This is a genomic window from Herbidospora daliensis, assembly GCF_001570585.1.
GTDB classification, from domain to species: Bacteria; Actinomycetota; Actinomycetes; order Streptosporangiales; family Streptosporangiaceae; genus Herbidospora; species Herbidospora daliensis.
Map to the genome: position 1 here is coordinate 150,676 of NZ_BBXF01000002.1, position 22,402 is coordinate 173,077.

At 68.6% G+C, this 22,402-nt stretch carries 22 protein-coding genes; 11 read left to right on the forward strand and 11 right to left on the reverse strand.

Annotated elements, in window-relative coordinates:
• Positions 1 to 26: 26 nt before the first annotated feature.
• Positions 27 to 1,016 carry a LacI family DNA-binding transcriptional regulator gene (locus AW274_RS06970; RefSeq protein ID WP_062430269.1) on the reverse strand — a complete coding sequence of 330 codons (990 nt, stop codon included), beginning with the start codon at positions 1,014 to 1,016 and terminating at the stop codon, positions 27 to 29.
• A gap of 149 nt (positions 1,017 to 1,165) precedes the next feature.
• On the opposite strand from AW274_RS06970, the gene AW274_RS06975 reads away from it, so the two are divergent.
• The 4 genes from AW274_RS06975 to AW274_RS06990 are packed head-to-tail and all read left to right on the forward strand — an operon-like array spanning position 1,166 to position 5,820.
• Positions 1,166 to 2,443 (forward strand): ABC transporter substrate-binding protein, encoded by a 1,278-nt coding sequence (locus AW274_RS06975; RefSeq protein WP_062430270.1) that lies wholly within the window; start codon positions 1,166 to 1,168, stop codon positions 2,441 to 2,443.
• Positions 2,440 to 3,315: a carbohydrate ABC transporter permease gene (locus AW274_RS06980; protein ID WP_062430271.1), complete on the forward strand. Its 876-nt coding sequence runs from the start codon at positions 2,440 to 2,442 to the stop codon at positions 3,313 to 3,315. The genes AW274_RS06975 and AW274_RS06980 overlap by 4 nt, the downstream gene beginning before the upstream one ends.
• Complete coding sequence (locus AW274_RS06985) at positions 3,312 to 4,091, forward strand: carbohydrate ABC transporter permease (RefSeq protein ID WP_062430272.1); 780 nt, start codon at positions 3,312 to 3,314, stop codon at positions 4,089 to 4,091. The genes AW274_RS06980 and AW274_RS06985 overlap by 4 nt, the downstream gene beginning before the upstream one ends.
• Complete coding sequence (locus AW274_RS06990) at positions 4,084 to 5,820, forward strand: glycoside hydrolase family 127 protein (RefSeq protein ID WP_062430273.1); 1,737 nt, start codon at positions 4,084 to 4,086, stop codon at positions 5,818 to 5,820. The genes AW274_RS06985 and AW274_RS06990 overlap by 8 nt, the downstream gene beginning before the upstream one ends.
• A gap of 4 nt (positions 5,821 to 5,824) precedes the next feature.
• Here AW274_RS06990 and AW274_RS06995 read toward each other — a convergent pair whose 3' ends face one another.
• Entirely contained in the window at positions 5,825 to 7,138 is a 1,314-nt protein-coding gene (locus tag AW274_RS06995) for an MFS transporter (protein ID WP_157519859.1), read from the reverse strand.
• 120 nt (positions 7,139 to 7,258) lie between these two features.
• On the opposite strand from AW274_RS06995, the gene AW274_RS42580 reads away from it, so the two are divergent.
• The 3 genes from AW274_RS42580 to AW274_RS41820 are packed head-to-tail and all read left to right on the forward strand — an operon-like array spanning position 7,259 to position 10,943.
• Complete coding sequence (locus AW274_RS42580; RefSeq protein ID WP_062430275.1) at positions 7,259 to 9,118, forward strand: sugar phosphate isomerase/epimerase and 4-hydroxyphenylpyruvate domain-containing protein; 1,860 nt, start codon at positions 7,259 to 7,261, stop codon at positions 9,116 to 9,118.
• A gap of 24 nt (positions 9,119 to 9,142) precedes the next feature.
• On the forward strand, positions 9,143 to 9,784 hold the full coding sequence (locus AW274_RS07005; RefSeq protein WP_062430276.1) for a TetR/AcrR family transcriptional regulator: 642 nt from the start codon (positions 9,143 to 9,145) through the stop codon (positions 9,782 to 9,784).
• Between the two features lie 49 nt (positions 9,785 to 9,833).
• Positions 9,834 to 10,943, forward strand: a complete 1,110-nt coding sequence (locus tag AW274_RS41820; RefSeq protein WP_083973916.1) for a shikimate dehydrogenase — start codon at positions 9,834 to 9,836, stop codon at positions 10,941 to 10,943.
• A gap of 3 nt (positions 10,944 to 10,946) precedes the next feature.
• Here the strand turns inward: AW274_RS41820 and AW274_RS07015 are convergent, their stop codons facing one another.
• The 3 genes from AW274_RS07015 to AW274_RS07025 all read right to left on the reverse strand — a co-directional run bounded on the left by AW274_RS07015 (position 10,947) and on the right by AW274_RS07025 (position 13,754).
• A complete protein-coding gene (locus AW274_RS07015; protein WP_157519861.1) occupies positions 10,947 to 11,351 on the reverse strand; it encodes a PIN domain-containing protein in 405 nt (134 codons plus the stop codon).
• A gap of 20 nt (positions 11,352 to 11,371) precedes the next feature.
• Complete coding sequence (locus tag AW274_RS07020; RefSeq protein WP_062430278.1) at positions 11,372 to 11,653, reverse strand: hypothetical protein; 282 nt, start codon at positions 11,651 to 11,653, stop codon at positions 11,372 to 11,374.
• Between the two features lie 100 nt (positions 11,654 to 11,753).
• Entirely contained in the window at positions 11,754 to 13,754 is a 2,001-nt protein-coding gene (locus tag AW274_RS07025) for a cellulose binding domain-containing protein (protein WP_062431745.1), read from the reverse strand.
• A gap of 180 nt (positions 13,755 to 13,934) precedes the next feature.
• Between AW274_RS07025 and AW274_RS07030 the strand changes: the two genes are divergently transcribed.
• Positions 13,935 to 14,912 carry a polysaccharide deacetylase family protein gene (locus AW274_RS07030; protein WP_062430279.1) on the forward strand — a complete coding sequence of 326 codons (978 nt, stop codon included), beginning with the start codon at positions 13,935 to 13,937 and terminating at the stop codon, positions 14,910 to 14,912.
• A 23-nt stretch (positions 14,913 to 14,935) separates the two neighbouring features.
• Here the strand turns inward: AW274_RS07030 and AW274_RS07035 are convergent, their stop codons facing one another.
• A complete protein-coding gene (locus AW274_RS07035; protein ID WP_062430280.1) occupies positions 14,936 to 16,105 on the reverse strand; it encodes a cytochrome P450 in 1,170 nt (389 codons plus the stop codon).
• A 49-nt stretch (positions 16,106 to 16,154) separates the two neighbouring features.
• Here AW274_RS07035 and AW274_RS07040 point away from each other — a divergent pair, with 49 nt between their 5' ends.
• Complete coding sequence (locus AW274_RS07040) at positions 16,155 to 16,886, forward strand: GDSL-type esterase/lipase family protein (protein WP_062430281.1); 732 nt, start codon at positions 16,155 to 16,157, stop codon at positions 16,884 to 16,886.
• On the opposite strand, the gene AW274_RS07045 is transcribed toward AW274_RS07040, so the two are convergent.
• The 3 genes from AW274_RS07045 to AW274_RS07055 form a co-directional block, all read right to left on the reverse strand.
• Positions 16,883 to 17,314 (reverse strand): ester cyclase, encoded by a 432-nt coding sequence (locus AW274_RS07045; protein WP_062430282.1) that lies wholly within the window; start codon positions 17,312 to 17,314, stop codon positions 16,883 to 16,885. The two genes, AW274_RS07040 and AW274_RS07045, sit on opposite strands and share 4 nt — an antisense overlap.
• Before the next feature lie 74 nt (positions 17,315 to 17,388).
• A complete protein-coding gene (locus AW274_RS07050) occupies positions 17,389 to 17,970 on the reverse strand; it encodes an HNH endonuclease family protein (RefSeq protein WP_062430283.1) in 582 nt (193 codons plus the stop codon).
• A 57-nt stretch (positions 17,971 to 18,027) separates the two neighbouring features.
• On the reverse strand, positions 18,028 to 18,849 hold the full coding sequence (locus AW274_RS07055; RefSeq protein WP_157519863.1) for a hypothetical protein: 822 nt from the start codon (positions 18,847 to 18,849) through the stop codon (positions 18,028 to 18,030).
• Between the two features lie 26 nt (positions 18,850 to 18,875).
• Here AW274_RS07055 and AW274_RS07060 point away from each other — a divergent pair, with 26 nt between their 5' ends.
• Both AW274_RS07060 and AW274_RS07065 read left to right on the forward strand, forming a co-directional pair.
• Positions 18,876 to 19,505, forward strand: coding sequence for an HAD family hydrolase (locus AW274_RS07060; RefSeq protein WP_062430285.1), 630 nt, complete (start codon positions 18,876 to 18,878; stop codon positions 19,503 to 19,505).
• A gap of 37 nt (positions 19,506 to 19,542) precedes the next feature.
• Positions 19,543 to 20,520, forward strand: a complete 978-nt coding sequence (locus AW274_RS07065) for an aldo/keto reductase (RefSeq protein WP_062430286.1) — start codon at positions 19,543 to 19,545, stop codon at positions 20,518 to 20,520.
• Positions 20,521 to 20,582: 62 nt separating this feature from the next.
• Here AW274_RS07065 and AW274_RS07070 read toward each other — a convergent pair whose 3' ends face one another.
• Positions 20,583 to 21,716 carry a hypothetical protein gene (locus AW274_RS07070; protein ID WP_157519865.1) on the reverse strand — a complete coding sequence of 378 codons (1,134 nt, stop codon included), beginning with the start codon at positions 21,714 to 21,716 and terminating at the stop codon, positions 20,583 to 20,585.
• A gap of 9 nt (positions 21,717 to 21,725) precedes the next feature.
• Positions 21,726 to 22,208, reverse strand: coding sequence for a DUF4365 domain-containing protein (locus tag AW274_RS38975; RefSeq protein ID WP_083973917.1), 483 nt, complete (start codon positions 22,206 to 22,208; stop codon positions 21,726 to 21,728).
• Positions 22,209 to 22,402: the final 194 nt, after the last annotated feature.

Below are 22,402 nucleotides of genomic sequence, written 5' to 3' on the forward strand. Positions count from 1 at the left end.
GCACCACCCGGATGGCGGTGCTTGGATCAGGTGGAGTCGCGGATGACGAGCTGGACCGGCATGCGGTGCACGCCTGGCGTCGCCCGCCCGTCGATGGCCGCGAACAGGTGCTGCGCCGCCGTGCGGCCGAGCACCTCCAGGTTGGGGTCGATCGTGGTCAGCGGAGGCCGGCTCTCGGCGGCCAGCACCTCCCAGTTGTCGTAGCCGACGACGGCGATGTCCTCCGGGACGCGCCGGCCGCGCTCCCTCGCCGCCTCGATGAACCCGGCCGCGATCTGGTCGCTGCCGCAGAACACCGCGTCGACCTCGGGGTCGGCGTGCAGCACCATCGCGGCGGCCTGGCGGCCCCAGCGCTGCGACCACTGGCCCCAGAACACCGGGCCAGGCTCCAGGCCCGCGTCGGCGAGCGCGGCGGCGGCGCCTTCGGCCCGTTCCCGGGCCGCCTGGTAGGTCGCCAGGCCGGTGACGTGCGCGATCCGGCGGCGGCCCAGGGTCACCAGGTGCTTGATGGCCGTGCGGGAGCCTTCGAGGTCGTCCGGGACGAACGACACGTCGTCGGGGTCGTCGGAGGGACCGTAGGCGTAGACCACCGGGACGCCCAGGTCGCGGGTGATCGACGGACGGGCGTCGGTGCTCTCGCCCACGACGATGATGCCGTCGACGCGGCGGGCCAGCAGGGTGCGGATGTAGTGCTGCTCCCGGATCGAGTCGCCGCGGGCGTCGCAGAGCAGCACGGCCATCTCGCCGGCGCCGAAGGCGTCCTCCGCGCCGAGCAGGACCGGGATGCCGAAACGGCCGACGCTGTCGCTGGTCAGCAGGCCGACGGTCTTGGTGGGGCCGCCCAGCAGGCTGCGGGCGGCCGGGTTGGGCCGGAACGACAACTGCTCGGCCGCCTCCAGGACCCGCTGCCGGGTCTCGGCGCGGACCTGGTCTTTGCCGTTGAGCGCCTTCGACGCGGTGGCGATCGACACCCCGGCCAGGTGGGCCACGTCGCTGATCGTGGCGATACGTTGCATCGAAAGCCTTTTCCGTAGTGGTGGTATACCCGCAGAAGGTAGCTGCGCATTTGTGACAGAGCAAGGGCTTCACACGTCCCCGATCGGGGCGTATGTTGCGGCTACATTTCCGAAAACCTTTTCAGTTTTTCGGTCGAGAGGAACCCCCCATGCTCAGAAGACTCCCCGCGCTCGCCGCGTCGGCGCTCCTCGCGACATCCATGGCCGCATGTGGTTCTGCCGCCCCGGAGGAGAGCGCCCCCGGTGGCACGGCTGCTTCGGGTCCGACCACCATCACGATGTGGACCCGGGCGGCCACCCAGGCGCAGAGTGAGCGCCTGGTGGAGGCGTACAACAAGTCTCACACGAACCAGGTCAAACTCACCGTCATTCCGACGGACAACTACCAGCCGCGCATCGCCGCCGCGGCCGGGGCCAAGCAGCTGCCCGACGTGTTCGCGGCCGACGTCATCTTCGTGCCCAACTACACCTCGCAGGGCCTGTTCGCCGACGTCACCGACCGCATCGCGGCGTTGCCGTTCAAGGACGCCTTAGCCCCCTCGCACATGAAGCTCGGCACCTACGAGGGGCGTCAGTACACCCTGCCGCACACCCTCGACCTGTCGGTCTGGTTCTGGAACAAGGACCTGTACGAGAAGGCCGGGCTCGACCCCGAGAAGGGCCCGACCACCCTGAAGGAGTTCGCCGCGCAGGCCACCACCGTCCAGGAGAAGCTCGGCGCCGACGGCAAGGTGCACGGCACCTTCTTCGGCGGCAACTGCGGCGGTTGCTACGTCTTCACCTTCTGGCCCTCGGTCTGGGCGGCCGGCGGCACGGTCATGAACGCCGAGGGCACCGCGTCGACCGTGGCCTCCTCCCCCATGACCGACGTGTTCTCCATCTACCGGGGCCTGTACGACAACGGCGTCACCGGCCCGACCACCAAGGAGGAGCAGGGCCCGACCTGGACCGGCTTCTTCCCGAAGGGCGAGATCGGCGTCATGCCGATGCCGTCCACCACGCTCGGTTCGATGCCGGCCGACATGAAGATCGGCGTCGCCCCCATCGCCGGGCCCGACGGCGGCGAGTCGACGTTCGTCGGCGGCGACTCCGTGGGCATCTCCTCGACCTCGCAGAACGTCGACGCCGCCTGGGAGTTCCTGTCCTGGACGGTCTCCGACGAGGCCCAGGTCGAGATCATGGCGAAGAACAAGGACGTGGTCGCCCGCACCGACCTGGCCGACAACAAGTACTCGGCCGAGGACCCGCGGGTGGTGCTGATCAACTCGCTCGTCGGCAAGGGCCAGACGCCCTACGCGCTGAAGTTCGGGGAGACGTACAACGACCCGCAGGGGCCGTGGCTCAGGTTCGCCCGTGAGGCGCTGTTCGGAGACGCCTCGAAGCTGCCCGAACTCAACGAGACCCTCAACCAGTCGCTCACCCAGTGAACGACGTCCTGACGAGGCCCACCCGGTTCCGGCGCAGCCGTGCGCTGGCCGGGTGGGCGTACGCCGCTCCCACGGCGATCATCGTGGCGGTGTTGTTCATCGCGCCGCTGGTGCTCGTCGTGGTCATGTCGCTGCACAAGTGGCCGCTGCTGGGCCCGGCCAGGCCCAACGCGCCGGCCAACTACACGAAGATCCCCGACGACCCGCTGTTCCTCGACTCGGTGCTGTTCACCCTGAAGTACACGGTGATCATCACGATCCTGCTCTCGGCGGTGGCGCTGGGCCTGGCGCTGCTGGTGCAGGATCGCCGACCGGGGGTCGGCTTCTTCCGTACCGCGTTCTTCCTGCCCGGAGCGGTCGGGTTCGCCGCGGCGGCGCTGCTGTTCTACGGCCTGCTGAACAACGACTTCGGCCCGTTCGGCTTCCTCGGCGTCAACTGGATCGGCTCCCCGAACATGGCGCTGACCTCGACGATCCTGCTGGTGTTGTGGAGGTTCGCGGGGTTCAACATGCTGATCCTGCTGACCGGTCTCCAGGCGATCCCGATCGAGGTGTACGAAGCGGCTCGCGCCGACGGCGCCAACCGCTGGCAGATCTTCACCCGGATCACCCTGCCGCTGCTGCGGCCGACGCTGGCGCTGATGCTGATCCTGTCGATCACGGGGTCGCTGCTGGCCTTCGACCAGTTCTTCATCTTCACCAACGGCGGGCCCGACAACAGCACGGTGTCGATGGTGATGGTCGTCTACCGCAACGCGTTCTTCCGCTTCGACCTGGGCGGCGCGGCGGCGTTGTCGGTGGTGCTGCTGGTCGTGCTGGTCGCCCTGAACGCCGTCCAGATGCGCATCCTGAGGGGGGCGACGACCAAGTGAGGTACTACTCTCCCCGGCTCGCGCTGGCCGTCATCTTCCTGTTCCCGCTCATCTGGAGCGGCTGGGCGTCGGTGCAGGGGCCCGAGGGCTTCACCCTGACCCACTACCGGAGCATCATCGGCTTCGGCGAGGGGCTGGCGACCTACGTCGGCAACAGCCTGGCGCTGTCGGGCCTGACCGTCGTCGGCACGCTGGTCGTCGCCACCCTGGGCGGCTACGCGTTCGCGCGGTTCCAGTTCCCCGGCAAGAACCTGCTGTTCCTGACCGCGCTGGCGATCCTCATGGTGCCCTACGCGACCATCCTGATCCCGCTCTACGTGCTGCTCGACTACGTCGGGCTGCAGAACTCGCTGCTCGGGCTGAGCCTGGTGTTCGTCATGTTCCAGCTGCCGTTCGCGCTGTACATGATGCGCAACTCGTTCGAGGCGATCCCGCGCGAGATCGAGGAGTCGGCGCTCGTCGACGGCGCGGGGTCGCTGAAGGTGCTGCTGACGGTGCTGCTGCCCGCCGTCAGGCCGGGCCTGGTGACCGTCGGGCTGTTCGCGTTCCTGGCGTCGTGGAACGACTTCTTCGCGCCGTTGATCCTGCTCAGCGACGGGGCGAGCTTCCCGCTGCCGGTGGCCGTGGTGAGCATGACGCAGCGCACCTTCGGCGCGATCGACTACGGCGTGCTCCAGGCGGGCGTCATGGTCATGGCCGTTCCGTGCCTGGTCCTGTTCCTCGTTCTCCAGCGCCACTACGTGCGCGGATTCATGTCGGGAGCTCTGCGTGGATAGTCCTGTCGTTCCGTCGGGCGGCGTGCTGACGCCTCTGGGGGTCTCTTCGGTACGTCTGAATCCCGGCTTCTGGGGTTCGCTGCCCACCGAGACGATCATCGACCACTGTTACGAATGGATCGGCCGGGTCGGCTGGGTCGCCAACTTCACCGGCGTCGCGCGCCGGGGCCGGGAGTTCAGCGACTCCGAGGTCTACAAGCTGATGGAGGGCATGGCCTGGACCAAGGACCCCCGCCTCGACGAACTGACCACGGTGATCGCCGGCGCCCAGCAGCCCGACGGCTACCTGAACACGAAGTGGGGCCACGCCCGCTACAGCGACCTCGAGTGGGGCCACGAGCTCTACTGCTACGGCCACCTCATCCAGGCGGGGGTGGCCCAGGCGCGGGCGTCCGGCGGCGGCGAGCTCTTCGAGCTGGCGAAACGCGCCGCCGACCACGTCTGCGACGTGTTCTTGACCAGCCGGGCGGTCTGCGGGCACCCCGAGGTCGAGATGGCCCTGATCGAGCTCTACCGGGTCACCCGGGCCGAGCGCTACCTGGAGATGGCCCGCCGGTTCGTCGACCGCCGGGGCACCCCGGCGCTGGCCGACATCGAACTGGGGCGGGAGTACTTCCAGGACGACGTACCGATCAGGAAGGCCGAGGTGTTCCGCGGCCACGCCGTCAGGGCCCTCTACCTGGCCGCGGCGGTGGTCGACCTGGCCGTCGAGACCAACGACCGCGACCTGCTCGACCTGGTCGAACGCCAGTGGGAGCGGACCGTCGCCCGCCGCACCCACCTCACCGGCGGCATGGGGTCGCGGCACAACGGCGAGGCGTTCGGCGAGGACTGGGAGCTGCCGCCCGACCGCGCCTACAACGAGACGTGCGCCGGAGTGGCCTCGTTCATGTTGTCGCACCGCCTGCTGCTGGCGACCGGCAACCGCCGCTACGCCGACCAGGCCGAACGCACCTTCTACAACGTCATCGCCGCCGGGCCCGCGCTCGACGGCCGGTCGTTCTTCTACACCAACCCCCTGCAGGTCAGAGTCGCCGGAGAGGCCACATCGGGAGTCAGCCCGCGCGCGGACGGCGGACTGCGGGCCTCCTGGCGAGCGGTGTCCTGCTGCCCCACCAACCTGGCGCGCACCTTCGCCGCCCTGCCCGCCTACGTCGCGACCGGCACCGACGCCGGCGTGCAGATCCACCACCTGACCCCGGCCCGCGTCGAGCACGACGGATTCGTGGTCGAGGTGGACACCGAGATGCCGTGGCAGGGCGCCGCGACGATGCGCGTGCTCCAGGCCCCCGACCGGCTGAAGGTGCTGTCGTTGCGGCTGCCGATCTGGGCGGGCGGCGGCACGGCCGAGTGGTCGCGGGTCTGGGCGCCCGGCGAGGAGGTATCGGTCGACCTGCGGATGACCCCGCGCTGGGTCGAACCCGACCCCCGGATCGACGCGCTGCGCGGCTGCGTCGCGATCGAGCGCGGCCCGCTCGTCTACTGCGCCGAGTCCCCCGGCGACGAGCCGCCGCTGACCCGGATCACGGTCGACACTTCACACGCCCCCGAGGTCGTCGACGAGGAGATCGAGGTGGACGCCCACCTGACCGCGGCCGAAGACCGGCCCTGGCCGTACGGGCCGCGGGCCAAGACCGAGACCGAACCGGTCAGGCTGCGGCTGCGCCCCTACTACCAGTGGGGCAACCACGGCCCCGCGACGATGCGGGTGTGGTTGCCCCGGAGGTGACCCGTCAGACCCCGGCGGTCTCCCGGCGGCCGAGGTCGGCCGTCGGCACCCGGTACGTCTCCCTCGCGGTCAGCACGGAGATCGCGCTGACCGCGCAGAGGACGGCGGTGAAGATGCCCACGCCGACCCATCCCTGGAGGCCGAGCCAGCCGTCGTCGGTCATGATCCCGGCCGCCGACGCGACCGCGAAGCCGGCCACCGCGAACCCGATCTGGGTGCCGATCGCCATGCCCGACAGGCGGACGCGGGTGGTGAACATCTCGCCGTAGAGGGCGGGCCAGATGCCGTTGGACGCCGAGTAGACGACGCCGAAGCACACGCACCCGGCCAGGAAGATGAGGAGGTAGTTGCCCGAGTTGATCGCGGCCAGGTAGGCGAAGATCATGATCGGGCTGCCGACCGCGCCGACCAGGAACACCGGCCGGCGGCCGATGCGGTCGGACAACCGGGCCCACAACGGGATCGCGCCGAGCGCGACCACGTTGGCCAGCACGCCCACCCACAACATGACCGCGCGGTCGAGGCCGACGGCGTCGCTGGTGGCGTAGTTGAGCGCCCACACGGTGAAGATGGTGCTGACCGTCGCGATCAGGGCGGCCCCGACGACGCGCAGCACGTCGGCCCAGTGGGTGCGGAACAGTTCGGCCAGCGGCATGCGCGGCACCGAGCCGTCGGCCACCTGGGCCTGGAAGGCCGGGGTCTCGTCGAGGTGGCGGCGGATGAAGTAGCCGACGATCGCCACGACGACGCTGAACCAGAACGGCACCCGCCAGCCCCACGACAGCAGCTGCTCCTCGGGCAGCGCGGCGACCGGGATGAAGACCAGCGTGGCCAGGATCTGGCCGAACTGGGTGCCGTTCAGCGTGAAGCTGGTGAAGTAGCCGCGCCGGTTCTCCGGGGCGTGTTCCAGCGTCATGGAGTTGGCGCTGGCCTGCTCGCCCGCCGCCGACAGGCCCTGCAGGATGCGCAGCACGACGAGCAGCACGGGCGCGAGGCCGCCGATCTGCTCCCTGGTCGGCAGGCAGCCGATCAGGAACGTCGCCACGCCCATCAGGACCAGCGTGAAGACCATGATGCGGCGGCGGCCGAACCGGTCGCCGATGTGGCCGAGGATCAGCGCGCCCACGGGGCGGGCGGCGTAGGCGACGCCGAACGAGGCGAGCGACTGGAGGGTCGCGGTCGCGGGGTCGGAGTCGTCGAAGAAGACCTTGGAGAAGATCAGCGCTGCGGCGCTGCCGTAGATGAAGAAGTCGTAGTACTCCAGGGCGCTGCCGATCCAGGCGGCGAGGGCGGCGCGGCGGGGGGTGGCCTGGGTCATGAAGCTTGTCCTAACTGGATAGTTCATAACGTGTGGCCGCAATGCTGCGTTCACGCCTTCAGCGTGTCAAGATGATGGAGTCAAATAACTCACTAGTTCGTACATTAGTGGTGAGGCCCTGTGCGGAAGTCGATCGCGACCGTCTCCGTGAGCGGGACGCTGCCGGAGAAACTACGCGCCGTCGCGGCGGCCGGGTTCGACGGCTTCGAGCTGTTCGAGCACGACCTGGTGGCCTGCCCCCTCTCCCCCTCGGACATCCGCCTCATGGCCGCCGACCTGGGCTTACGCGTCGAGCTCTACCAGCCGTTCCGCGACGTGGAGGCGCTGCCGCCTGAGCGCTTCGCCGACGCCCTGCGGCGGGCCGACCACAAGTTCCGGCTGATGACCCGGCTCGGCGCCGACCTCCTGCTGGTCTGCTCGAACGTGTCACCCCAGGCCATCGACGACGACGCCCTGGCGGCCGAACAACTGCACACGCTGGCCGACCGGGCCGCCGCACACGGCGTGAGGATCGCCTACGAGGCACTGGCCTGGGGCCGGCACGTGGACGACTACCTGCGGTCGTGGCGCATCGTCCGGATGGCGGGCCACCCGGCGCTCGGGGTGTGCCTCGACAGCTTCCACATCCTGTCGAAGGGCACCGACCCGGTCGGCATCGAAGCCATCCCCGGCAACAAGATCTTCTTCATCCAGCTGGCGGACGCGCCCAGACTGACCATGGACACCCTCCAGTGGTCCCGCCACTACCGCTGCTTCCCCGGTCAGGGCGACTTCGACCTAACGGGCTTCACCCACCACGTCATGGCGGCTGGCTACCGGGGACCGCTGTCGTTGGAGGTCTTCAACGACGTCTTCCGCCGCTCGGACCCGACGCGAACGGCCACCGACGCGATGTTGTCCCTGCGGTTTTTGGAACACGGCGTCCTGGCGGACGGCGGCATGTTGGGCGGCGGCATTTTGGGCGGTGACCCGGCCGACGGTGACCCGGCCGATGCCGATCTTCGCGGCCGCAATCTGGGTGGCCGCAGGCTAGGTGACGGCGATCTGAGTGGCAGCGATGTTGGTGGCGGAAACCGGGGTGGCGGAAACCGGGATCGCGGCAAGCTGCGTGACGGCGACCTGCGTGCTGGCGAGCCGGGTGCCGGCGACCTGGGTGGCGGTGGCATTCGCAGCCGTGGCCGGGGTGGCGATCTTGGTGGTGGTGCTCCGCCTGACCTTACGGATTTCGCCTATGTCGAGCTTGCCGCCGGCCCCGATGGCGATCGGTTGCGCCGGTTGGTCGAGGTGCTCGGCTTCGATCGGGTTCGGCTCGTGGAGGGCGGTGAGGCGGCGGAGTTACGGGCGATCGGTATCGGCACGCCCGATCCGGCGGCGGCCGACGCCCACGTGGCGGCCCTGTCGGCTCCGGCCCACGCGCCCGACGGTACGCGTGTCGTCTTCTGTGCGCCCACGCCGGGAGAGTCGGTCATCGACCACGTGGCGTTGACCGCGCCCTTCGCCGAGGCGTCGCTCTGGTGCCGGTGCGTGCTGGGGCTGCGTCCACACGAGAGCCTGGAACTGCCCGACCCCTACGGGCTGGTCCGCAGCCGGGCCATGACCAGCACCAACGGCAAGGTGATGCTGGCCCTCAACATGGCCGACACCACCTCGAACGTCCCGTGGCAGCACGTCGCCGTCGCCTGTGACGACGTCGTCGGTATGGCGCGGCGGCTCACCGCAGCTGGGGAGCCGCCGTTGCGCATTCCGGCCAACTACTACGACGACCTCGACGCCCGCTTCCCCGGCGCGCCCGACCTGCGCGGCACCGACGTCCTGTACGACCGCGCGGGCGACGGCGAGTTCCTGCACCTCTACACCGCCACGATCGGCCGGGTCTTCTTCGAAGTCGTGCAGCGCATCGGCGGATATTCCGGTTATGGCGCCGCGAACACGCCTGTCAGGCTGGCGGCGCAGCACGGCCATAAAATGAGGCGCGAGTAGATCCCGTCCACCTCATGGAGCCGAATGTCCACCCCCGGGGACCGCCAGCGCGACGCCGACCGCACGCGCGCCGAGATCCTCGACGTGGCGATGGCCGAGTTCGCCCGCAGCGGCTACGCCGGCGCCCGGGTCGACGAGATCGCCGACCTGACCAGCACCACGAAGCGCATGATCTACTACTACTTCGGCGGCAAGGAACAGCTCTACATCGCCGCGCTGGAGAAGGCGTATGCCGAGGTCAGAGCGGTCGAGAAGACGGTCGACGTCGACCACCTCGACCCCGTCGAGGCGATCCGCACCCTCGCCCAGCTCACCTTCGACCACCACGACGCCCACCGCGACTTCATCGCGCTGGTGGCGATCGAGAACGTCCACCGGGCCGAGCACATCCGCAAGTCCGAGGTGCTGGCCAACCTGGGCGCGCCGGTGCTCGACCTGATCTCGCGCATCCTCGAGGCGGGCCACGCCACGGGCGACTTCACGACCGAGGCCGACGCGATCGACGTCCACATGATGATCAGTTCGTTCTGCTTCTTCCGGGTCGCCAACCAGCACACCTTCGGCGCCCTCTTCGGCCGCGACATGACCGCCCCGGAACACCGCGAGCGCCTGCGGACCATGGTCGGCGAGATGGTCGTGGCCTATCTCAAGGGTGCCGGGAGGTGACGAAGTGGGTTATAAGTTAACTCACTAGTTCGTACATAGGAGGACCGCCATGACGTCCTACCTCATCGGCCTGATCGGCGCGGGCATCGGCCCCTCCCTCAGCCCCGCCCTCCACGAACACGAAGCCGACCACCACGGCCTCCGCTACCTCTACCGCCGTCTCGAACTCACCGCCCCCATCGGCGACCTGATCCGCGCCACGAGACTCGCCCGGTACGACGGCCTCAACGTCACCCACCCGGTCAAACAGACCGTGATCGCCCACCTCGACGCCCTTTCACCAGACGCGGCACACCTGGGCGCGGTCAACACCGTGCTCTTCCGCGACGGCCGGGCGATCGGCCACAACACCGACTGGACAGGCTTCGCCGAGTCCTTCCGGCGTGGGCTACCGGGCGCGGCGATGCGGCACGTGGTTCAACTCGGCGCGGGAGGCGCGGGCGCGGCCGTCGCCCACGCGTTGCTGACCCTGGGAGCCGAGCGCGTGACGGTAGTGGACGTCGACACGACCCGAGCAACGGAACTGACCACCCGCCTGAACACCCCGACCGACAACGTGACGGCGGGCAACCTCGACCCCACCCGCTTGGAAGCCGCGACCGAAGGCGTGACGCCGGGAGACGTCGACTCCGCCCAGGCGACGGATGCGACCGCCCGGATGAACACATCGGCCGACGAACCCCACCTCGCCGAACACGAGACCGTGGAGGACACCCGCCTGCACACGCCGATCGACCAGACCAGCTTTGATGCGGGGCGAGAACGCCGTGCCGCCCACCTGGGCCAAGCAGGGGTGACGGCGCGGGCCGGCCTTTCGGGTTTCGCCGCCGGACCTGGCCGGCTGCGCGCGGCTTCTCCCACCGACTTGCCCGCGCTCATGGCCGACGCCGATGGGCTGGTCAACGTGACCCCGGTCGGCATGGCCGCCCATCCCGGTCTCCCGCTCGATCCCGGGTTGCTGCGTGCGGACCTGTGGGTGGCCGATGTGGTCTACCGGCCGCTGGAGACCGCGTTGCTGGAACATGCGCGGCGGCTCGGGTGCCGGACTCTCGACGGGAGCGGGATGGTCGTCTTCCAGGCGGCCGGGTCGTTCCGGCTGTTCACGGGAGTGGAGCCGGATGTGGAGCGAATGCTCGCCCATCTGGCGAGACTGATCTGAGCGCTACTCGGGGTCTTCCGTGATCTCGATGATGTGAAGTGGATGCTCCAGCGCCCCCGACGAGTCCTGCCACTTCTTGGCATTGACGGTCAGGATCGGGCAGACGCTGGCGTCGGCGATGGCCGCGACATGTCCGTCCCATGGGTCGAGGCCGGTGGCAGCGGTGACGCGGGCGAGGCGGAACCCCTGTTCGACGCCCTTGAGCGGCGCGACCGTGACCACCTCCAGATTGGTCACGCCGGTCAAGAGGTCTTCGGCCTCGGCGCTGTGATGCAACGAGTTCGCGACCCCTGCCAGCGCCAGCGAGGGGACGACGAGTGGCTGCCCGATACCGTCACAACGCTGGAGAAACGTGATCAGCTGGGCTTCGCCCCGGGCGACCTCGTCCAGGACGCTGACGTCCAGCACCCACGGAGTGGGGACGTGGGTCACGCGGCACCGGCGGCGGGGAGCCCCTGCTCACGGAGTTGCCGGTTCACCGAGGCCATCATCCGGTCGACCTTCTCACTCGCGGCAGGGTCGGCGGCCGCCTCGTCGAGTTTGTCCTGCCACGCCTTAGCCGCCCGCAGATCGCGGGCGTGCAGGGAAGCCAGCGCCGTCGAGACGACCGCGCTGACGGAAGCGGCACGTCCGGTCTCGACCATGCGCTCGGCGAAGTCGTTCAGCGCGTGATCCACCGTGACGGTGATCCGCTTCTTCGTCTCGCTCATACAAAAATCATACTTAGGGCGTCAGGCGGTCGCCAGCGCTTCCGCAGAGCCTGCGCGACCCGGGCCGTCTCGGTCTCGAGGCGGCCCGGGTCGTGGGGCGTCAGCCGCAGGTGCGGCCGTTGAGTTTGAAGCCGGTCGGATAGAGGTTGGGGCCGGAGTAGTTGCCGACGTACCCGATGTTGATGGTCGCGTCGGTCGCCACGGTCTTGTTGAAGTCGGCGTTGGTGACCGTCACCGTCTGGCCGGTCTGGGTCCACGTCCCGTTCCAGCCGCTGCCGAGGTTCTGCCAGGGCCGGGCCCAGGTGAACGTCAGCGTCCAGCCGTCGATCGGGGCGCCGAGGTTGGTGATGTCGAGGGAGCCGACGTAGCCGTTGCCCCAGTTCGCCGCGTCGGTGACGGTCACCTTGCAGCCGCCCGGCGCGGGGTTGCCGGTGGTGAAGGTCAGCGGGAGCGACGGGCGGGAGACGCCGCCGCCGGCGTCGCGGGTGATCACGTTGACGACGTAGCGGGTGTTCGGGATCAGGTTGTTGAGGGTGAGGGTGGTGCCGGGGGTCTCGCCGAACTGGCCGCCGGTCTGGTTGTGGAGTTCGTACTTGACGATCGGGCGGGAGCCCGCGGTGGCGGTGGACCAGGTGACGGTGGCGGTGGTGCCGGTGACGGCCGAGACGACGGGCTGGCCGGGGCGGCCGGGGAGGCCCGCGGGGTTCGACGCGGTCTTGACCACGAACGTCGTCATCGACAGCGGCGCGAGGGTCGTCGACGGGGTGGTCGACAGGGCGGTCGCGCCGTTGGTGTGCAACCAGCCGGTGGGGGCGGCGGCCGACGGGGTGAAGCCCTGGTAGCCGAGGCTGACCGTGTGGGCGGTGTCGTGGGAGGTGTTCAGCAGCATGACCGCGAGGTCGCCGTTGGGGCGGCGGGCGGCGTGCGCGACCACCGACGGGTCGCCGGTGGTGGCCTTGACGAACTGGTCGCCGGGGCGCACGAACCTGCTCATCATCTGGAGCGCGAAGTAGGGCGCGAAGGGGGTGTTGAACGCCGGTTCGCAGACGGTGCCGTCGCTGGTGCAGCCGCCGCTCGACAGCAGGCCGAAGTCGCCGTAGTCGGTGTGGCCGGCGACCTGGCTGATAGCGCCGATGCCGTTGTGGACGTTCCACCAGTCGACCGAGAACACCCCGCCCGCGAGCAGTTGGGCGTAGGAGTCGGCGGCGGCGACCGCGCCGGGCTGGGTGGTCGCGCCGTTGGCGCTGCTGCCGGTGTTGAACTCGGTCATGGCGATGCCGATGTCGGAGCGGCCGGTGTACTTGGCGACCTGCTCCTTGGCGAGCTGGAGCATGTCGGCGATGCGGTCGGTGCGGTCGGTCGCGCCCGGGTACCAGTGCAGGATGACGAAGTCGATCTTCGCGGCGGCGTTGGTGAGCACGACCTGGTTCCACGGCCCGGCGTCGCCGGAGGCCGTGATGGCGTCGGGCCACTCGCCCGGCGTGGTCAGCACCGCGCCGATCTTGATGGTCGGGTCGACGGCCTTCATCGCGTCGGCGTAGGCGACCACTTGGCGGGCGTACTCGGCCGGGCTCTTGTCCTCGCGGTTGTCGGCCTCCCAGGGGGTGCCGTAGCGGCCGTTGCCGTAGTTCTCGTTGCCGATCTCCCAGTACTTGACGCCGTAGCCCTTGGTGACGTTGGCGTACTCGACCCAGCCGGCGGCCTCCTCGGCGGTGCCGGTGCCGTAGTTGGCGGTGATCATCGGGACCGCGCCGGTACGCCGGGCGCCCGCCATGAACGTGTCGAAGTCGGTGTCGGGCGCGACGTAGCCGCCGGGGGCGGTGTGGGTCTCCCAGTGGTAGATGTCCGAGTAGGACCCGCCGGGATAGCGCACGAGCTGCACCCCGGCGTCCTTGAGCAGGTCGGCTGTCGCGTTCGAACCGAGGGTGGTGTCCCAGATGGCGTGGTTGGCGCCGATTCCGGTTTCCGGTACGACGGCGAGCCCGGCCCGGGCGTTGATGGTCACCGGAACGGGTGCGGGTGGGTCGGCATGGGCGGCGGTCGGGGTGAGGAGCGGGGCCAGCAGCAGCACTGACGCGGCCCGCAGGAGGATTTTCGGCATCACAAAACACCTGGCTAGGGAGCGGTGAACGGGAAGCCTCCTCCTGACCAGAAGGCACGATGATCGTGCGCCGGACACCCCGCCCCCGTCAACCCCCGAAACTTTCTGTTACTTGTTGACAATTTTCGGAACACGTTCTCAGAATGCGTCGGTAACCGCTCGCCACCCGGAGGTTTCCCGATGCGTCTGAGAACCATCCTGCTCACCGCGGCAGTCGCCCTGGCCGGAGCTCTCGTCTCCGTCCCGGCGAAGGCCGCCGACTGCAGCGCCGGCTACGTCGGCCTGACCTACGACGACGGCCCGGGAGGGAACACCAACACCCTCCTGAACGCGCTGCGCAACGCCGGCCTGCGGGCCACGATGTTCAACACCGGCCAGAACGCCGCCGCCAACCCCTCGCTGGTCCGGGCCCAGGTCAGCGCCGGGATGTGGGTCGGCAACCACAGCTACACTCATCCGCACCTGACCCAGATGAGCAGCTCGGCGATCCAGTCGGAACTGTCCCGCACCCAGTCCGCCATCCAGTCGGCCACCGGCACCGCCCCGCGCCTGTTCCGCCCGCCTTACGGCGAGACCAACGGAACGGTCCGTTCGATCGCGCAGAGCCTCGGCCTGACCGAGGTGATCTGGGACGTCGATTCCCAAGACTGGAACGGCGCCAGCACCTCGGCCATCGTCCAGGCGGCCGGCCGCCTGCAGAACGGCCAGGTCATCCTCATGCACGACCAGTACGCCACCACCGTGAACGCCATCCCGCAGATCGCCCAGAACCTGGCGAGCCGCAACCTGTGCGCCGGGATGATCTCCCCCAGCACCGGCCGCGCGGTGGCCCCGACCGGCGGCAACCCGAGCCCGAACCCCACGCCGACGCCCACGCCCACGGGTGGCGGCGGCTCCTGCACGGCCAGCCTTTCCGCAGGTCAGTCGTGGAGTGACCGCTACAACCTGAACGTCTCGGTCACCGGCTCGAGCAATTGGACGGTGACGATGAACGTACCGTCGCCTGCGAAGATCAGTTCGACGTGGAACATCTCGGCGAGCTACCCCAACGCCCAGACGCTGACCGCGCGTCCGAACGGCAGCGGCAACAACTGGGGCGTGACGATCATGCGCAACGGCAACAGCACCTGGCCCACGGTGTCCTGCCGGGTGGGCTGAAAGTTTCGGGCTCTCGGCGCCGCCTACCAGGCGACGGGAAGCGTCGAGAGCCCGTACACGAAGTGATGGGAGCGGAACCGCGCGGCCGGTTCGGTCTCGCGCAGGCCCGGAAAACGGGCGAACAGCGCGGGGAAGGCGATGCGCAGCTCCATTCGCGCGAGCGGCGCGCCGAGGCAGTGGTGCGCGCCGTAGCCGAAGGCGACGTGCGCGCGGTTCTCCCGGCCGGCGTCGAGCCGGTCGGGGTCTTCGGCGAACGCGGGGTCGCGGTTGGCGGCCGGGAGGGAGACGATCACGACGTCGCCTTCGCGGATCTTCGTGCCGGAGAGCTCGACGTCGCGGGTGGCGACCTTGGCCACCCCGGCGTGCAGGATGGTGAGGTACCGCAGCAGCTCCTCGACCACGCCGTCGACGTCGTCTGACAACGCGGCCAGCTGGCCGGGGTTGCGCAGCAGGGCGAGGGTGCCCAGGCCGAGCATGTTCGCGGTGGTCTCGTGCCCCGCGATCAGCAGCAGCCCGCCGATCCCGATCAGTTCGTCGATCTCCAGGTCGTGCTCCCGGATGAGCATGCCGAGCAGGTCGTCGCCGGGGGTGGCGGTGTGCCGGGCGACCAGGTCGGCCATGTAGTCGCGGGCCTCCCGCTGCGCGCTCAGTCGTTTCTCGGGCGGGCAGTTGAGGTCCATCATGGTCGCGGTACGTTCCTGGAACGCCGCGCGATCCTGGTAGGGCACCCCGAGCAGCTCGCAGATGACCAGCGACGGAACCGGCATGGCGAAGTCGGTGACCAGGTCGGCGGGCGGCCCCTTGGCCTCCATCGCGTCGAGGTGGTCGTGCACGATCTCCGTCACCCGGGGCTCCAGGCGGCGGATGCGCCGCATCGTGAACTCGGGCGTCAGCATGCGCCGCAGCCGGGTGTGCTCGGGCGGGTCCATCATGAGCATCGCGCCCGCGCGCATCTGCGCCTCCTCCTCCGGCGTCGGTTGCGGCAGGTCGGGGAAGCGCAGGTTCAGGGCGGCCGCGTTGCTGAACGTCTCGGGGTCGCGCAGCACGTCGCGGACCTCGTCGTAGCGGGTGACGAGCCACGCCTCCGGTCCGCCGTAGAGGGTCGGCACCCTGACCAGCCCCTCCTGGTGGAGCAGCCCGGTGAGGCCGGGGTGCGGGTCGAACTCCTCGCGGCGCATGTGCAGCGGCAGCATGACAACTCCTGAATGACGAACCGTGTTCATAAGGCTACATTCAGTGATTATGAGCGTTGTCACCTTGATGATCGTCGGCGACTCCATCAGCCACGGCAGCAGCGGCGACTGGACCTGGCGCTACCGGCTGTTCAAGCACCTCAGGCAGCACGACGTCACCCCCGACTTCGTCGGCCCCCGCAACGACCTCGACGCCATCGCCACCCCCGAGCACGGCGACGGCGACGACACCTACGCCGACCCCGACTTCGACCCCGACCACAACGCGCAGTGGGGCCGCCCCTACTGCCTGGAGATGGCCGACATCGCCCGGAAGGTGGCCGCCCACCGGCCGCAATTCCTGCTGGTCCTGCTGGGGATCAACGATCTGTTCTGGTACGGCCACTCCGCCGACCAGAACGAGGCCAACCTGCGCGCCTTCATCTCCAACGCCAGAACCGGCAACCACGACGTGAAGATCATTCTGGGCACCGTGCTCGACACCCACCGGGCCTCCGTCGACCCCGAGTTCAACGCCCGCGTGTCCGAGTTCAACCGCCGGCTGATCCTCACGGCGTGCGACATGACGACCGCGCGCTCCCCGATCGTCATCGCCGCGACCCACGCCGAGTTCGTCGCCTCGGCCCACACCTGGGACGGCACCCACCCCAACGGCCAGGGCGAGCTCCGCATCGCGGCGGCGTTCGCCGACACCCTGGCGGGTCAGTTCGGCGTGGGCGCCCCCTATCCCCGGCCGTTCCCGCTGGTCGTCGAGGCGCGCAAACCCGCCCCGGCGGCCTAGGCGACCCCCACCGCCACCGGGACGCCGAGCTGGCTGTAGAGCTCCAGCTGGTCGTAGTAGTCACGGTCGGTGACGATCAGTTCGTCCTCGATCGTGCAGACCGACACCCCGCGCAACGCGATCCGCCGCCCCGTGCCGGGCAGTTCCACTCCGTCGGCGAGCAGGAACGGCCCGTCATGGGTGCCGGTGATGGTGAACTCGGTGACGGCCGGGTCGCACGACGTCGGCAGCGTCCACGCGGTCACCTTCAGGTCGGAGAAGGCCGAGAACCAGTGGGAGTAGTACCAGGCGACCTGGTCCCGCCCCTCCTGGATCCCCGCCGGTGTGACCAGAACTCCTGCGTCCGCGAAGTGCTTCATCATCCCGCCGACGTCGTGCCGGTTGTACGCCTCGATGCAGTGGTCTTTGAGCTCCCGGGCACTGGTCATCGCAAACCACCCCCTTCCGCCGAAACTAACAACCGATTCGTGGTGGTTTGAAGGCATTTTCCCGAGACGTTGCCTCAGCAGGTGAGCAGCATGTCCAGGAGCGCCTCCTTCTCCTCGGCCTGCAGAGTCAGCGTGTACGTGTGCTTGACGGCGATCCACGACTTCGCGTACACGCACTCGAAGGCCCGCAGCGGCGGCCTCCAGGCGGCCGGGTCCTTGTCGCCCTTCGACTGGTTGACGTTGTCGGTCACCGCCCACAACTGCGGCCCGTCGAGATCGTTGGCGAACCGGCGGCGCTGCTCGGTCGTCCACGCCCAGGCCCCCGACCGCCACGCCTCCTTGAGCGGGACCATGTGGTCGATGTCCACGTCGGAGTCCTTGGTCCAGATGCCGCCGTCGTAAGGGCTGTGCCACATGCCGGAGACCGAACGGCAGGCGGCGTCGGTGACGACCTCGAAGCCGTCGCGCCGGAGCACGGTCTCGCGGGTGTTGCAGGTCCCCGACACGGTCGACCAGTGGGGGAACAGCACCCGGTCATAGGTGGACGCGTTCCGCTCCGCGGCGACCTCCAGCGTCTCCAGGTGGTTGAGCGCCTCCGCGACGGTCGGCACCCCCGGCGCCTCGGCCAGCAGCAAAGCGGCCAGAACCCAGCTCATCGGTCATTCCTCACGTTCCCGCCGGGCCCCCGTGGTCCGGCGAACGCGATCATGACGTCACCAGGCCGCCGTTGCCATGATCCTGTCCTCCCACGGCAAGTCGCGCCGGTTTCCGCCGGTCAGCGGACCGACGGAGAGCCGTCCACCACCTTGGATCATGAGCTGGTCGTCGCGGACGGAGAGCCGGCCGGTCCCCGTGAAGCGGCCGACGATCCCGCCGTCGCCGTCGAGGCGGAGGATCTCCCCGGGCACGCCGACGAGGATCCCGTCATCGGTGACCACAGGATCGGCGGTGAGCTCCTCGAAGGTCCTGAGCGGACGGTCGGCGTCCAGGAACCGGATCTGCTGTGCCGGCAGGCAGAAGGCGGGTCCCGATTCCGACGGAGGCGGCGGCGTGCAGGGCAGCGAGACGGTGACGAGCAGCCGTCTCCCGTCGGGCGACCAGGCCAGCCGGTTCACGCCGATCATCTTCGTGACGGTCTGGCGGCCCGTCGCGACCTCGCGGACCACGATCGACGGCCCCTTGACCGTCTCGAAGGCGACCTTGGACCCGTCACGGGTCATCGCCCAGGCGAGCTTGGCGGTGCCGACGCCCTTGAGAGCCTCGACGGGTTCGGGCGTGTAGGCGGGCGCACGCAGCCGGAAGTAGCGCGGCCGGAAGTCGCCGGTCATGCCGAGCACGTGGAAACCGTCGTCGGCGGCGGTGATGCGCTGGACGTGCTCGACCTCCGGCAGTCTCAGGTCGTCGCCGACCGCGAGCCCGATCATGTTGTGGACGGTCACCGACCGGTCGTGGTTCGCGACCAGGTAGACCGCCTCGAGATCGGCCGCGCACTGCGAGGTCGCCAGCAGGGCCAGGGCCGCCAGCACACGTTTCATCCCGGCACCTCTATAGAGTCGGCCGTGTGCAACGGCTGGTCCTGTTCGACATGGACAACACGCTGATCGATCTCGACGGGGCGTTCGGCGCCTGGGCCGCCGAATTCGCCGACGCCCACGGCCTCGGCGACGACGGGGTGCGGTGGCTCCTCGATCTGGACATCCCCCACCGGGACCTGATGTTCCGGTGGATCAAGTATCACTTCGACCTCGTCCCGTCCGCAGACGAACTGTGGGCCGCCTACCGCGCCCGCATGCCGTTCCTGGTCGAATGCCGCCCGGAGGTGCTCGCCATGCTGGCCCGGCTGCGGGCCGCCGGGTGGAAGGTCGGCATCGTGGCCAACGGCATGGCCGACAACCAGCTCGGCAAACTCCGGGCGACCGGGCTGGCCGACGCGGTCGACGGGTTCGCCGTGGCCGGGGTCGAGGGCATCAGGAAACCCGACGTGGCCCTCTTCGAGATCGCCGCCAAGCGGTGCGGGGCGGCGCTGGCCGGGGGCGGCTGGATGGTGGGCGACAACCACGCCGCCGACATCGAAGGCGGCCGCGCGGCCGGGCTGCGCACGATCTGGATCACGCGGGAGCTGAACGGCTCCGAGGCCGACCACGTCGTCGCGGACGTCCTGGAGTCGGAAGCCCTGATCTGGGGTGACTAGTCTCGGACCCGGCAGATTCCACTATGGAAGGAATGACGTGGAGCACCGCAGACTTGGCCGGACCGGCCGCGACGTGTCCGTGGTCGGCCTCGGCACCTGGCAGCTCGGCGCCGACTGGGGCGACGTCAGCGAGGAGACCGCCTTCTCCGTCCTGGAGACCGCCGTCGAGACGGGCGTCGACTTCTTCGACACCGCCGACGTCTACGGCGACGGCCGCAGCGAGCAGTTCATCGGCCGCTTCATCAAGGACCACCCCGACATCCTGGTGGCGACCAAGATGGGCCGCCGGGTCGAGCAGACCCCGGAGAACTACAACCTCGACAACTTCCGCGCCTGGAACGACCGGTCGCGGCAGAACCTGGGCGTCGACACCCTCGACCTGGTCCAGCTCCACTGCCCGCCCACGCCGGTCTACTCCGACGACGAGGTCTTCGACGCCCTCGACACCATGGTCGCCGAGGGCCGCATGAAGAACTACGCGGTCAGCGTGGAGACCCGCGAGGAGGCGCTCAAGGCGATCGCCCGTCCGGGCGTGGCCAGCGTGCAGATCATCCTGAACATGCTCCGCCTCGGCCCGCTCGCCGAAGTCCTCCCCGCCGCCCAGAAGGCCGGGGTCGGCATCATCGCCCGGGTCCCGCTCGCGAGCGGTCTGCTCTCGGGCCGGTACGACACCCGTACGACCTTCCCGGAGAACGACCACCGCAACTACAACCGCCACGGCGCGGCCTTCGACGTCGGCGAGACCTTCTCGGGCGTCGACTTCGAGACGGGCCTGGAAGCGGTCCGCCGCCTGGCCCCGCTCGTCCCCGAGGGCGCGACGATGGCCCAGTTCGCGCTGCGCTGGATCATCGACCAGCCGGGTGTGAGCGCTATCATCCCGGGCGCCAGCAACCCGGGCCAGGCCCGTTCGAACAGCGCGGCCGCCGACCTGACCCCGCTGACGGGCGAGACGCTGGCCGCGGTCAACGAGATCTACGACGCCCTGATCGCACCCCAGATCGGCGACCGCTGGTAGGACGCGAATCGAAAGCCGTACGGGACCGGCCCTGCCACGGCGGAGCCGGTCTGCGGCCTTGTTCAGTTGGCCTCAAGGGGAAGGAAGTCGTCTATGCGAAAGAGATCCACACGAGGCATGACGATTCTTCCCGCGCTGCTCTCGTACATGGCGCCCGTCACCACGACGCGGAACTTCGAGTCGTTCGCCTCCACCGCGATGTGATAGGCCTCAGGCCCGAGAACCATCCTCACCGGGCGTACCCGACCATTGATGAGGGCCTTCACCTTCACAACGCCGTCTTCGTCATCGGGGTCACGCTCAAGCGAGCTCACGTATCCGTATATGACGGTGTCGGAGATCTTCACCTCGTCGCGCAGAATGTTACCGATCTTCCGTATGGCGTCCGCCGACTCCTTCGGGAATTCGAGGGATTCGCCACCCATACGCGGCGGGGCGGAAGTCAGCGCCCACCGCACCGATATGTCGAGGTCGCCGGTCTCCGGTGTGGCGACCATGCTCGCCAGCGCGAAGCAGGCGTCGGCGCAGAGCCCTTGGTAGGCGGCCTTTCGAAGCTCATCGGCGGCGGGCAACCTGCCGCGCTCGACGGCCAGCACCTGTAACTGCCTGAGGACGTCGGCCATCATCCCCGTCACCCGGCGCGGAAAGTTGTTCCGCTCGAGGTCGGCATCGATCAGCGGTTCCTGCGAATCGTCCAGGACGACCTTCTGCATGATCCCGATGGGGCTCACGATGGGGATGATGAAACTGCCCGTGACGGTGTGTCCCATGCCGACGATGTCCGCATGCCTCGTCGCCATACGCGGCCGCGATCTTCCGTGGTAGGACTTCCGCTTCAGCACCGAGCACGCGTTCGCGACCGCGAACTCCTTCGCGCCGGTGAGGAGTTTGCTCGCCTGGGACAGCGGCATGTACGGACGATCGTCCTTGAACCGCAGGTTCAGTACGTCGTCCTCGATGTACTGCAACTCCCGGGCGATGTCGTCGATGTCCTGCCCGCTCTCGCTGGCGACGTCCTCGATGAAGTTCTTTATGCGTCGGGGGTAGTCGGAGGCGTCGCTGTTCAGCGGGACCAGGACCTCGTGGGAGTCACGCTCCCAGATCTCAGCCCTGGGCAACGGTTGCGACTGCAACTCCCATGAGTTGGCGCGCAGATAAGCCTTGAGTCCTGCCGGAGAAATAGTCGCTGCAGTCATCAAGACCACTCACCCCATTCCCCGAGATTCCTTCATGAGGCGGTCGAGCGAATCGACCGTCAATCGATTGACCCTCTCCAGCCGAACCGACTTGCTCGATCCATTCGGCGTCGGAGACAGCCTGGACATATTTGCATAATATCCGCACTTCCGCAGGTGAACACCCTCGGATGTACAGTGCATCCACTCTTCCCGATTAGGCGGCACCTCTACCACGAAAAGGTAGGCCGGCACATTCCGTCCGGGATCCGTCAGAAGGTTGTACGTTCTGACGTCCAGATCGTACATAAGGTGGTCACGCTCAAGTTTCGACGCGGCAGCGGTACATTTCATCTGGACATCCACCCGGAAAGCGCGATCCTTGATCTCGAGGTCCACCCCGAAGTGGTCGACGCTACTCACCGTGACGGCATATCCGGCAGCATAGGCAAGCGCTTGAACATACGAGACACTAAACCATTCCTTGCTGGCAGATATGTCCAATGTGCCCACATATGCACTTTACGTCACACGCAGATTTGAAGTCCAATCTCGCAACCAGATTGTGATCTTGATACAAGACGTCCATAATGGACATTATTCTGATCTCCGAAAACCCGCCTGCATTGTCCAGCGATACCGTGACCTGCGGAATCACTTCCACTGGAAATGGCTTGCAAGTGACCGACCACTTCCCCGGAATTCGA